At 42.8% G+C, this 12,823-nt stretch carries 8 protein-coding genes; 5 read left to right on the top strand and 3 right to left on the bottom strand.

Going from position 1 to position 12,823, the window contains the following annotated elements; all coding sequences use genetic code 11:
• Positions 1-1,573 precede the first annotated feature (1,573 nt).
• Together CDC33_RS00110 and CDC33_RS38135 are read left to right on the top strand one after the other, a co-directional pair.
• Entirely contained in the window at positions 1,574-1,873 is a 300-nt protein-coding gene (locus CDC33_RS00110) for a hypothetical protein (protein ID WP_109006753.1), read from the top strand.
• Between the two features lie 855 nt (positions 1,874-2,728).
• The gene (locus tag CDC33_RS38135) at positions 2,729-3,037 is read left to right on the top strand and encodes a hypothetical protein (protein WP_181373841.1); all 309 of its coding nucleotides are present in this window, start codon (positions 2,729-2,731) and stop codon (positions 3,035-3,037) included.
• Between the two features lie 327 nt (positions 3,038-3,364).
• On the opposite strand, the gene CDC33_RS00105 is transcribed toward CDC33_RS38135, so the two are convergent.
• From CDC33_RS00105 to hisD, 3 genes are all read right to left on the bottom strand, one after another.
• A complete protein-coding gene (locus CDC33_RS00105) occupies positions 3,365-3,952 on the bottom strand; it encodes a Uma2 family endonuclease (protein ID WP_109006752.1) in 588 nt (195 codons plus the stop codon).
• Between the two features lie 19 nt (positions 3,953-3,971).
• Entirely contained in the window at positions 3,972-4,397 is a 426-nt protein-coding gene (locus CDC33_RS00100) for a universal stress protein (RefSeq protein WP_109006751.1), read from the bottom strand.
• Positions 4,398-5,364: 967 nt separating this feature from the next.
• A complete protein-coding gene (hisD, locus tag CDC33_RS00095; RefSeq protein ID WP_109006750.1) occupies positions 5,365-6,666 on the bottom strand; it encodes a histidinol dehydrogenase in 1,302 nt (433 codons plus the stop codon).
• Between the two features lie 734 nt (positions 6,667-7,400).
• Here hisD and rpsT point away from each other — a divergent pair.
• The 3 genes from rpsT to rpoB all read left to right on the top strand — a co-directional run bounded on the left by rpsT (position 7,401) and on the right by rpoB (position 12,736).
• Positions 7,401-7,697 carry a 30S ribosomal protein S20 gene (gene rpsT, locus CDC33_RS00090; protein WP_181373840.1) on the top strand — a complete coding sequence of 99 codons (297 nt, stop codon included), beginning with the start codon at positions 7,401-7,403 and terminating at the stop codon, positions 7,695-7,697.
• Positions 7,698-7,907: 210 nt separating this feature from the next.
• Positions 7,908-8,693 (top strand): TatD family hydrolase, encoded by a 786-nt coding sequence (locus tag CDC33_RS00085; protein WP_109006748.1) that lies wholly within the window; start codon positions 7,908-7,910, stop codon positions 8,691-8,693.
• A 743-nt stretch (positions 8,694-9,436) separates the two neighbouring features.
• Complete coding sequence (rpoB, locus tag CDC33_RS00080; protein WP_109006747.1) at positions 9,437-12,736, top strand: DNA-directed RNA polymerase subunit beta; 3,300 nt, start codon at positions 9,437-9,439, stop codon at positions 12,734-12,736.
• Positions 12,737-12,823 lie beyond the last annotated feature (87 nt).

The following is a 12,823-nucleotide window of genomic DNA, read 5'->3' as shown; positions in this document are numbered from 1 at the left end:
GTTTTAAATAATTTACCCTGTCGCAGCAGGTTAAGTTATTTTTATATATGCCTCAATTTCTAATTTACCTACCAGCCATTAGCTAGTTATTGCTAAGTAGATAATCGTACATAGTTTTTTGTTACTTATCTACTTTTATTAAAGAAACTACTTTTGATTTTAGATGACTAAATTGTGTTACTTAACCCTGTGAGTGAAGCAGAGGTTTTAGACAAGCTACTATTTTATTGCCAAGGCAAATTAAAAATACAAGCCTCTCTAAATAAGTTATCTCACCAAGCCGGTGAGCATTTAGATTTTTAAAATCCTTCAATTATTTTTAATCTTCAAGCGATGGCTTTTGAACACAACATGTTGTGCCCCTACGATTATCTGTACCTCACCAAGTTGCAATCGCTGTAAGTGCCTTGCCTATAGGAATCCGAGTTGAATTTTGAAAAAATCTAATACCAATTTGAAAAAAGAATGCGACAAATAGACCATTTGTAGAGACGCGATTCATCGCGTCTTTACCCAAGGATGTGTTGCAATCATTAATTGAATTAGTATAAGTATTTGTGTTACACGGAACGTAATAACGCACCAGCACTTTGGGATGATACGTTACGCTACTGGCGTGACAAGCCTAAATTGATGCATTAGATAAAGAGGTAAAACTTTGATAATGCTTGGACTAACGTCATTATATATTTGCACTATTTTAGCTTTGACACGCTACTACGTGTATTTAAAAAACAAAATATGAGTCCTATATGTATTGACTATGTAAATATCAAGCTTATATACGGCTATACTTATTTAAGAAGCTGTCACATCTTTAATATTCAAGAGTGTTTTCGTTGCAACAAGGGTTACAAGCCATAAAAAGTGCAAGTTATACGCACGAGAGCTTATAGCAGTTAGCACATTTTAGTACTAGCATCAAATCTTTATAATTTATATCTATAATTTTATCTTTTCTTTATTCACTTTATAAAAATTTGTATTATGAGAATTAAAGATTTTTTGGAAGTAATTAATAATTAAGCAAACTTAGGAGTTTGTCTATCAAAATAAATTATATATTGCAAGCCTATAGATGTATATACTTACCTAAGTAACCACATTTTTTTATATAAAAATACTTATTTAACAAATAAAAATCACAGTTTGGAGTTGTATAAATTTATTTAAGCATGACTCGTATAAAAAGTTGTTTGATTTTATTAATTAAATCTTTAATCCTTTGCATTTTGGTTATTTTATCAGTATAAATATTTAATAGAATGAATTTTATAAACTTTTTGAAAAAATAAAAATAAGTTTTTAGAGAGCCATACTTGTATCAATATACATATTGAAGTATTCACGACTACATTTATTTTTAATTTAGATTTGTACTAAATGTTACTAAGTACGTGCATCCTGAAGACGTGTAATACATATTTCTTAAACAAATAATTGCTTGATATATTCAGCAAAGACCTTATAATACTTGTAGCGACACAAAAAAGTTACAAAATATACTTTTTGTATATTTATTACTTTTGAGTGACGTAAATTTCATCCCAATAATCAAGCGAGAACTAAAAATATGGAAAGCACATTATTTACTGCATTAAGCACCAACGAAGAAGCTAACTTGTCTGGTGGCGGCGATGCCAATGGCGGCGCTGGCGGCGGTGCCGGCGGCGGCGCTGGCGGCGCTGGCGGCGCTGGCGGCGCTTCTACTACCAATGGTGGCAATGTTTTCGGAAACAATGTAGTTCCTATTGGTAGCACTATTAATGGAGGAACTACTACTGGTGCTGCTGGTGGTGCTGGTGGTGCTGGTGGTCGTGGTGGTGATGCTCGTGGTGGTCGTGGTGGTCGTGGTGGAATTGGAATCGTCTAGACGTAAGTTACGTATAGAAAACTGATCGTTACACTATGGAATTTAGTAGAAGAGAAACAATAAGCTTAAGGCAGGATTAACGGTGTCTTTAGACAATCGAAGCTTTGCATTTAAAATAAGCTACCCTGTTGCAGCAGGTTAACTTACTCTGGCAGATGCCTAAATTGTTAATCGACTTAATTCTACCAGCCATTACCTACTTCTTCATGGGAATAAGCTTAACATAGGTTTATTGTTTTCCATCTACTTTTCTTAAACAACCTTAATGTTAAGGTTGCCCACCAACAACATTCGATAAGTTTTAGCAGCGCTTTTCCATAAAGATAACTGTTCACCTTTGAATAGTTAAGTAGTGAAACAAGCGCTGCTACTTGATGAATATTTATCATAGTCTAATAATTTTTAGATAACGAAAATCTTTTTACCTTACTGACTGCAAACGAATAGATAAACTAGGTTATTTGGTTGCAGTAAGTAAGGCTATTGCTTTCAAAGTTACTCGTAAAATCTATTATTTTTTCTCAGCCATCTCTGTACTTTAAGCAGTTTAAAAGTATTTTTTTAACTACATAGGTGCAGATAATACATAATAAAGAGCTTATAGAGGAATTTAGGGTGAAATTCATAAATTATCCCTAAATTATAGGTGTGGTATAGGTGTGGTTTTATAAAATCACCCATATCTAGTCTTTACTATCAAAGCGTAAGTCATAGTAAAGTAAACATACCAAAATTACCAATATTTTTCCATTGAGATATAAAATACAATCATTTTGGTAGATATTTACCCTCGTTACTTAAGTGAAAATAGCTTTATCAAAGTTCAAAACTGATAATTGGTAACTTAGGTTAACTATGAAAAGCACTCAAACATCCCCAATGTTTATCTCACTAACTAAAACCCAAGAAGCAAACTTATCTGGTGGTCAAAGTGGGGTTATAACAGGAGCAAACGGAGCAAACGGAGCAAACGGAGCAGACGGAGTAGGAGTGAAGGGAGCAGACGGAGCAGACGGAGCAAGTGTGCAAATCGGAGCAAGTGTGCGAATCGGATCAAGCAAGCGAATCACACCATCTAGAATCACACCATCTAATAGAGGAAGGCTAACAAATCAGGTGAGACTTACTTTAGAAAGGCTACTCTCGCGACTACGAAATATTTAACGATCAACCAGTTCTAATTTTAGATGAATCAAATGCGGGAATCGACCGTATGAGTGAAGCGTAAGTTTTAGACACGCTTTTGTTTTGCCGTCAAGAAAAACTACAACCCAGATCACTCACTATATTAGAGTCATCAATCGAGAGTAGTGGATTGTCGAAGCAGTACAATCCAATACTCTCGAATATTTATTTAAAAACTTATACTCAACTCTTTTGGCTCGATAATTTACAATATTGTTGGCTCACTAACGACTTCTACAACCAACAAGGGGGGTGGTTCGTTGATGTTGCACAACATAGTGAAGAAGATTGTGGAGCAAACTTTTTTTAATTTTCAGCCGTCAACACTTGCTCTACTGTCAATTCTAACTCCGCAAAAGTTTGAGATTGAATGCATTGAGTACCAACAAACTCTACTGGTTCGTATAATTCTTCAATCAATGTGAAAACAGTCACTTTGTTCGTTAATGGATCGACAATCCAATACTCTGGAATATTTAAAATGTTATACTCAACTCGCTTGGCTCGATAATCTACAATCTTTGTTGACTCACTGACGACTTCCACCACTAACAAAGGGGGTGGTTCGTTGAGTTCAATAACTGCCTCTGGGTTTCTCAACTCTCGCCATTGAGGTAATGGAATCACAACTACATCTGGAATCCTTGAAGTATCCCATCTGCCAGCACGGGGAGAACGAACACCGATAACCATTTGTTTAGAAGTCCAATCCCACTTTAGCCGGAGAATTTCTGCTCGGAAAGAAACATTGAGAAATTCTGTTACCGCCCCATGTTGTCCACTTCCTAGACTCATGGGAATTAATTCTCCATTGACCAATTCATAGCGCGTATCAGTGCCATTATCATAAGCTAGATACTCTTCAAAGGTTAGTTTTGGGGTGGTTATAGTCATTGCTTCCCCTGACAAATTTTTACCTTGGTTTGACGACTAACACCGAACAATTAGCCTCTTCCACAACTTGACTGCTAACAGAACCCTGGACAATTCGCTTCATCCCCATCAATCCCCGACTGCCAATTATAATCAAGTCAGTTTTGTAAATATTGGCAAGCCTAATAATTTCTTCGGCAGGCTCGCCAGTTACCAATTCTAATTCACTGCTGACTGATAACTTTTCCTGATAGGATTGCAACTGTTTTTCAATTTGAAAATAAGAAAATGTTGGCGACTCTTGCTGAGGACGATCAGCAGGTAGTTCCATCTCTGACTCTGGCGTAAGGAAAACATGACACAGAATAACCTTGGCATCTTTTGACAACGCTAAAGTATCTAAAGTCTCAATTACTCGTTCTCCCATTTCCGAACCGTCCAGAGCTACCAAAATATTCTTTAGCACCGCTCTCGTCTCCTAAAGAGTAGACCCCTTACATAAGTATGTAGCAAAACTTGTTAGCAGCTACACTAAATTATTTTTCCATCTGCCTACTTACTTTATATATTCGAGACTGTGCCATAGATCGGTTTCACTTCACTTTGACGCTAGTGAGTTGTAGCAACTGGCATCGAGAATATTTTTACCCGTTATTTGAAGAGGGTTATCTTTCTGTGAACTGTTTGCTGGCTGACTACGCAAGTAACTCCTTTCTTAATAGCCGATGGATTAGGCGGGCAATGCCTAACTTATAGACGCCCGCCAAAAAGGCTTAAATCAGTTATCAGTTATCAGTTATCAGTTATCAGGCGTATGGTGGGGGATTTAGACCCGCCACCAACGCATTCCACCTGGAGGTGGGGGACTTAAACCCAGGGATAAATAGATCACTGATAACTGTTTACTGTTCACTGTTCACTGTTAAAGCATGCTAGCAAATAATGTGCGTAGACGCAAAACGGCTTGCCGTCAGACATCGCCATCCAAACTTTTATCCATCACCTATTGAGTAACTTTTGCCAACAGTATTAGGAAAAAATTAACCATTTTAAATCACAACAACATTGTGGAACGCGTGGAAGCCACTTGACTTTCAGGCAGTGGAGGAAACGCGCCACGGGTGGTTTTAACCACCGTGAAAAATGATAATATTGTTGTGCGAGTAGGAATAATCATCTGCGCTAAGAAGTGTTTTGTAAGGAGTGACCCCTGACTTGCCTCGTACCTGCACAAATTGCAGCTCTGGGCAAACAAGTAATGGGAAAGCACGGAGCGCACCGAACTGGCAAGTGATGAACTCGGAAAGCATTCTAAGTAAGCGCAATTGCAATATCTCTCGTACTGGTAGTTGTTTTGAGCGTCTAGGGGGATATTTGACTATCCCTTTTAAGCTAAGTCTTAGAGAATCTGCGTGTCTTTAGACCGCAGAGTGTCAATCTTCTTGCTGAATTCGGCGTCGGACTGAATCAGCATGGGAAGGTAAGCCTTCTGCTGTTGCTAGCACATCAATGGCACTAGCGACATTTTGCAGCGCAGTTTGAGAATATTGAATAATACTAGAGTGTTTGAGGAAAGTTTCCACCCCTAATGCCGAAGCATAGCGGGCAGCACCAGAAGTTGGCAAGGTGTGGTTAGGGCCTGCCAAATAGTCTCCTACAGCTTCTGGTGTGGAGTAACCCAAAAAGATTGCCCCAGCATGACGAATTTGTGGTAAGAGTGCCCAAGGGTCTTTAATTTCTAATTCCAGGTGTTCGGGGGCAAATTCATTTGAGAGTTCTGCTGCTGCTTCGAGCGATTCCACAAGGACAATCAAGCCATAGTGAGCGATCGCTTTTTCTGTGTCTATTCGCCGTGGATGATCTACTAGCTGTCTTTCCAAGGCTAATTGCACGTTTTTTGCTAAAGCCGCATCTGTCGTCAACAAAATTGCTGCCGCCATTGGATCGTGTTCAGCTTGGGCTAGCAAGTCAGCAGCTACATGCACCGGATTTGCAGTTTCATCGGCAATCACCAGCACTTCGCTAGGGCCTGCCAAAGAGTCAATGCCAACGGTGCCATAGACAAGTTTTTTCGCTAGCGTGACATAAATGTTACCAGGGCCAGTAATCACATCCACTTTCGGAATCGTTTCTGTGCCATAAGCTAAAGCAGCGATCGCTTGTGCGCCCCCAATGCGATAAATTTCTTGCACTCCTGCTTCTTGGGCAGCTACCAAGACTGCTGGGTTAATTGCACCCCCTGGCCCTGGTGGTGTCACCATCACTACGTGAGGTACAGCAGCAACATGAGCCGGAATTGCATTCATCAGCACTGTACTGGGATAGGCGGCACGGCCACCAGGCACATACAACCCCGCCCGATCTACGGGGGTATAGCGTTTGCCCAGCACTACTTCATCGTCGCCAAAGTGTACCCAGCTTTTTGGGACTCGCTGACGATGAAACGCTTCAATTTGGCGGCAAGCTAGCCGAATCGCGCCCAACAACTCTTTTGACACCTGCTGATAGGCTGCATCTAGTTCCGAGCCTGTGACTCGGAGTTCTTCTGCTTTCAGGGTTTGTTTGTCAAATTCGGCTGTGTAATGCAATACAGCTTTGTCGCCTTGGCGCTTCACTGCTTGCAAAACTTCCCGCACCGTTGCTTCTTTGTGAAGCACCTGTTCGTCATGGGTGCGATCGCAGATCCGTTGTAGTTCTGCTCTAACGTCTGCCTGCTGAGTAATGATTCGCAGCATGGAGTAAGGACAATGCCAAAATTATAATATTCACACCTGAGATTTAGTATTGCTCTTGACCCACTGGGGTGTGCAAGCTGACTCTAATTCTCTTCTCTAGCTTAACCTGGATTTTTTTGATACTCTCAAGTCTGCCAGGATCTAGTTTGCTTGAGAAGGCCACTTAATTGCTCAGTCCAACTAGCCAAAACTTGGCTAGCGGCAGGAAGCAGGCGTGCCATTTCCCGCTACTCTTACGCCCTTACCCTCACTCCTTGTGGGTTGCGGGTGGTGTATTTACACATCCAATCCCCCATATTTACAGGGGGTAGGGTCTGAGTATTATTTTTCTTTTCCTAACTTTTAGCAGTTAAAAACTGTACAGGACGATAATATAGTATCGATTCTATACTTTTAAACCCCTGAAATTTAGCTATTTACAGTTCCTTGCCTTTGACAATACACCTGTTTTCAGGACAGATTGATTATATTGGCAATCACATTGCTTAACCAGGTGATGAGTTAGGGTTGACTATTTTACATGTACCTTATTTTAACGCATTTCCTTAATTGACGACACACCTAATTAAGGACTGGGATTCGGAAGCAAAGACTAAAGACAATCTTCCCCAATCTCCAGTACCAAATTTCCAATAATAGATTTTTTTTAGGAAATTATAACATTGGCAATTTGGATGCTATATTAGTAAGTCTAGTAGTGTGTGTACATATTAATAGTATTTTTGGAATTGACTGTGGCGAATACAAAGTCTGCTCTCAAGCGTGCCCAAATCGCAGAACGTAACCGACTGCGTAACAAAGCTTACAAATCAGCAGTCAAGACGCTGATGAAGAAATACGTTAATGCTGTAGCTGTCTATACAGCTAATCCTACCCCAGAATTAAAACAAGAAGCAGAGGCTCGCTTATCTGAGGCTTACGCCAAAATCGATAAAGCGACCAAGCGGGGTGTTCTTCACCCAAATAATGGGGCAAGGAAAAAGTCAAGATTGGCTCATAAACTAAAACCTGTGACACAAACAGCCCAGTAGCCATTGGTCATTTGTCCTCAGTCATTAGTCATTGGTAACAAAACCGACAAATGACGAAGGATAAACAACATAGACGCGCCAGAGGTGAAGCAGCGCGGTCTTCTCTCAAAGGGAGAGGCTAGCGCCAAGGGGGTTTCCCCCATGAGCGACTGCTGAACCCGTTGGCGCAGCCTCTCGTAGAGAAGGGCTTCTTGCAGGGTAGGACAAAAGATGCAACTGATAGACACGCACGTTCATCTCAACTTTGATAGCTTCCAGCCGGATTTAGCAACAGTGCGATCGCGGTGGCAAGAAGCAGGAGTAGTACGTTTAGTACATTCCTGTGTTCACCCAGAGGAGTTTTCCAGAATTCAATCCATAGCGCACGAGTTTCCCGAAATCAGCTTTGCCGTAGGATTACATCCTTTAGATGCTGATAAATGGAATCACGAGACAGCCGAGAAAATCAAAACTTTAGCGAGTTCTGACTCTCATGTGGTAGCAATTGGGGAAATGGGGCTGGATTTTTACAAAGCTGATAACTATCAGCATCAGCTAATGGTGTTTGAGTCACAGTTAGCGATCGCATCTGAACTCAACTTACCAGTGATTATCCACTGCCGCGACGCTGCGGTGGCCACCAGAGAAGTGTTGCAAAAATGGCGGGAACTCAAAGGAGAGAGAGTGCGGGGTGTCATGCATTGCTGGGGAGGAACGCCAGAAGAAACTCAATGGTTTCTCGATTTAGGCTTCTACATCAGCTTTAGCGGGACGGTAACGTTCAAAAACGCCAAAGCGATCCAATCCTCGGCGGCGATGGTGAGTAGCGATCGCCTATTGATTGAAACAGACTGCCCATTTCTCGCCCCAGTTCCGAAACGAGGCGAGAGGCGCAACGAGCCTGCCTACGTGCAATATGTAGCCGAGCAAGTAGCTAAACTGCGTCAGGAAACGGTAGAGGCGATCGCCCATCAAACCACCCAGAATGCCTGTGAATTATTTGGTCTGTCAATATAAACTGTGCAATAATTCTCTTTTATTCGGTTGTGCTAAAAAAAATAAAACTCTAGAGAGGGAAAATATGGTAATATTATTCCCTCAAAAACATTTTGCTTGCGCCATAATGATAAAGGAAGGAACCTGAAATTTCTGAGCCTAATTTTCCGTACTGTTATCGGCTTGGTCATCCTCCAATTCTCTACAAGCGGATGCTCTCCACACATGACTAAATGTACCAACCCAAGTTGAGCTAAATTACACAACCTCGGCTTGGTGTGTATCGAACCTATTCAAAATCGTTAAATGAAATTGCCTTGTGAGTATAATCCAGCAAAATGAAGTGATTCTGATTCAAAGCCGACAAGGTGCGGATCATTCCCTCAGTCTTAGGATATCTAGGATATCACTGAGAGTATAAATAGCCGGGTGGATATAAGACACACCGTCTAGAGCTGCGTCAGCAAATTAACGCGCTTTTTGGAGGGGAAATGAAGAAAGTAGATAAAACTCAGGAATATCTCAACTGTATATTCTTCTTAAATCAAGACTATAGTGGGTTTTTGGCGTCTGAGTCCCCGATTTTGGGCGATTACCCCCTTGTCCAAATTGCTCATTCCAGCTTTAATGGCTGCTGCCCACACCTGTAAATAGCAAGTGTGTAAGAAGGAGTTCCCAAACAGCTAAGGACACTAGCTAGCAGTGGGAAGCGTAAAACAGCAGTGTCCAAGGGAAAATTTTACCAGGTTGACAAAGGAAGAGGCATGACTAAAGAAACATACATGGAACCCGCCTTTCTGTTGCCCGACTTGATTGAAATCCAGCGTTCGAGCTTTCGCTGGTTTTTGGAAGAAGGGCTGATAGAAGAACTTAACTCCTTTAGTCCTATTACAGATTATACGGGCAAATTAGAACTGCACTTTTTGGGTCATAACTACAAACTCAAGGAGCCAAAGTACAGCGTCGAAGAAGCCAAACGGCGGGATAGTACTTATGCCGTCCAAATGTATGTTCCCACACGGTTGATTAATAAGGAAACCGGGGAAATCAAAGAGCAAGAGGTATTCATTGGTGATTTGCCTTTGATGACCGATCGCGGCACATTTATTATTAACGGAGCCGAGCGGGTAATTGTCAATCAAATTGTGCGATCGCCAGGCGTTTATTACAAATCAGAAATCGACAAAAACGGGCGACGTACTTATTCAGCTAGCTTAATTCCTAACCGGGGAGCATGGCTGAAATTTGAAACAGACCGTAACGATTTGGTGTGGGTACGCATCGACAAAACCCGCAAACTGTCAGCGCAGGTACTCCTAAAAGCTTTAGGGTTATCAGACAACGAAATCTTTGACGCCTTACGCCACCCAGAGTATTTCCAAAAAACCATCGAAAAAGAAGGGCAATTCTCTGAAGAAGAAGCTCTGATGGAGTTATATCGCAAACTCCGTCCTGGTGAACCACCCACAGTATTAGGTGGACAACAACTCCTAGATTCTCGTTTCTTTGACCCGAAACGTTATGACCTTGGTCGCGTCGGACGCTACAAACTCAACAAGAAATTGCGCCTTTCTGTCCCCGACACAATGCGCGTGTTGACTGCTGGCGATATCTTGGCAGCCGTAGATTACCTGATCAACCTAGAATATGATATTGGTAATATCGATGACATTGACCACTTAGGCAACCGTCGGGTGAGAAGCGTCGGTGAATTGCTGCAAAACCAAGTGCGGGTGGGCTTAAACCGCTTAGAGAGAATTATTCGGGAACGGATGACCGTATCCGATGCGGAAGTGCTAACTCCCGCTTCCTTGGTGAACCCCAAACCATTGGTAGCAGCAATCAAAGAATTCTTTGGTTCCAGCCAATTAAGTCAGTTCATGGATCAAACTAATCCTCTAGCAGAACTGACCCACAAACGCCGTCTAAGTGCCCTTGGCCCAGGTGGTTTAACCCGCGAACGCGCTGGTTTTGCCGTGCGGGATATTCACCCTAGTCACTATGGACGCATTTGCCCCATTGAGACACCAGAAGGCCCCAACGCCGGATTGATTGGCTCCTTAGCAACCCATGCGCGGGTTAACCTGTACGGCTTCCTTGAAACACCATTTAGACCTGTGGAAAATGGGCGAGTCAGATTTGATCTGCCTCCAGCCTATATGACAGCCGATGAAGAAGACGATCTGCGGGTTGCTCCGGGAGACATTCCTGTAGATGAAACCGGGCATATTATTGGGCCACTAGTGCCAGTCCGTTATCGTCAAGAATTTTCCACCACAACACCAGAACAGGTGGACTACGTAGCAGTATCTCCCGTACAGATTGTGTCGGTAGCAACCAGCATGATTCCCTTCTTGGAGCATGATGACGCTAACCGAGCGCTGATGGGATCGAACATGCAACGGCAAGCAGTACCCCTGCTTAAACCAGAACGCCCTCTGGTGGGTACTGGTTTGGAAGCCCAAGGAGCAAGAGACTCCGGGATGGTGGTTGTATCGCGTACTGATGGCGATGTCACTTACGTTGATGCTACAGAAATTCGCGTTCGTCCTAAAGCTAATACCCAAGAAATTAAGTACACCCTTTCCAAGTACCAACGTTCCAACCAAGACACCTGTTTAAATCAGAAACCTCTCGTCCGCATTGGTGAACGGGTTGTTGCTGGTCAGGTATTAGCTGATGGCTCCTCCACCGAAGGCGGTGAATTGGCGCTAGGACAAAATATCGTCGTTGCCTATATGCCTTGGGAAGGCTACAACTACGAGGACGCAATTTTAATCTCTGAAAGACTGGTGCAGGATGATGTCTATACCTCAATTCACATTGAAAAATATGAAATTGAAGCGAGACAAACCAAACTCGGGCCAGAAGAAATCACCAGAGAAATTCCCAACGTCGGGGAAGATGCCTTGCGTCAGTTGGATGAACAGGGAATCATTCGCATTGGGGCGTGGGTAGAAGCTGGAGATATCTTGGTGGGTAAGGTAACACCCAAAGGTGAATCTGACCAACCGCCAGAAGAAAAACTGTTGCGGGCGATTTTCGGTGAGAAAGCACGGGATGTGCGAGACAATTCTCTGCGAGTACCAAACGGTGAAAAAGGTCGCGTAGTTGATGTGCGCTTGTTTACTCGTGAACAAGGCGATGAACTGCCACCAGGAGCCAATATGGTAGTCCGGGTGTACGTTGCCCAAAAACGCAAAATCCAAGTTGGGGACAAAATGGCAGGACGCCACGGTAATAAAGGGATTATTTCTCGGATATTACCGGCGGAAGATATGCCTTATTTGCCCGATGGTTCACCAGTGGACATCGTACTTAACCCCTTGGGTGTACCCAGTCGGATGAACGTTGGACAAGTATTTGAATGTCTCTTGGGTTGGGCTGGTCAGACCTTGGGAGTGCGATTTAAAATTACTCCCTTTGATGAAATGTACGGGGAAGAGTCATCCCGCCGAATCGTACATGGCAAATTGCAAGAAGCACGAGACGAAACAGGGAAAGATTGGGTATATAACCCAGATAACCCAGGCAAAATCATGGTGTATGACGGTCGTACAGGCGAACCCTTTGACCGAGCAATTACCATCGGTGTGGCTTACATGCTGAAACTGGTGCATTTGGTGGATGATAAGATTCACGCCCGTTCTACAGGCCCATACTCACTGGTGACTCAGCAACCCTTGGGTGGTAAAGCACAACAAGGTGGTCAGAGATTTGGAGAAATGGAAGTGTGGGCATTGGAAGCCTTCGGTGCAGCTTACACCTTACAGGAATTGCTCACAGTTAAATCTGACGATATGCAAGGACGGAATGAAGCGTTAAATGCGATCGTTAAAGGTAAGGCAATTCCTCGACCCGGAACCCCAGAGTCCTTTAAAGTGCTAATGCGCGAGTTGCAATCATTGGGGTTAGACATTGCCGTACACAAGGTAGAAACCCAAACAGACGGCAGTTCCCTAGATGTAGAAGTCGATTTGATGGCAGACCAATCAGCCCGTCGCACACCTCCTCGACCAACTTATGAATCTCTTTCCCGCGAATCGCTGGAAGACGACGAATAAGGAGTGTTGAGTGCTGAGTGCTGAGTGCTGAGTATTAAAAAACTCAGTAATTGGCATTTAGCACTTGGATACCTCTTAATTCAAACC

The sequence above is a fragment of the Nostoc commune NIES-4072 genome (assembly GCF_003113895.1).
In the GTDB taxonomy this organism is placed as follows: Bacteria; Cyanobacteriota; Cyanobacteriia; order Cyanobacteriales; family Nostocaceae; genus Nostoc; species Nostoc commune.
The sequence above is the reverse complement of the archived record's forward strand: the minus strand, read 5'-3'. Positions and strand labels throughout refer to the sequence as shown.